Source organism: Bacillus sp. 05T31 (genome assembly GCF_056396725.1).
Window position 1 is genome coordinate 1 of record NZ_JBFTMA010001485.1, and the last position, 375, is coordinate 375.

A 375-nucleotide genomic window follows, 5' to 3' on the forward strand; every position below is an offset into this window, starting at 1 on the left:
ACATTATGTTAATAAATTGTATATTTTCTATTTATACATTATGTTAATAAATTGTATATTTTCTATTTATGTGTAGAGAATTGTAAAAATCCACTCCTTTAATCCCAAATATTTTGCTAGAAAAATAAAAAAAGTGAAAGTGGAAATACACTTTATTCTCTGTTAATAATTGTATTAATATGTAGAACAAAGAGAGGGTGGGATATTTGAGTACAAGCATTGTAATGAAAAGCCAAATTATAAGACTATTAAATGATTGGTATCAAGAGATGCTGGTGCAAAATGTAATTAAAGCTGGTGAGCTAAAAAAAGAAATAGATAGTAAAATTTATAATATGGAAGAAGATCAAGAAATCTTAATTTATTATTCTTTGC

General features: G+C 24.3%; 1 protein-coding gene. It reads left to right on the forward strand.

Translation table 11 applies throughout. From position 1 onward, the window contains the following. Positions 1 to 224: 224 nt before the first annotated feature. Positions 225 to 375: response regulator aspartate phosphatase (locus AC1DJR_RS33970; RefSeq protein WP_477004669.1), on the forward strand; the 151-nt coding region annotated here is incomplete at its 3' end.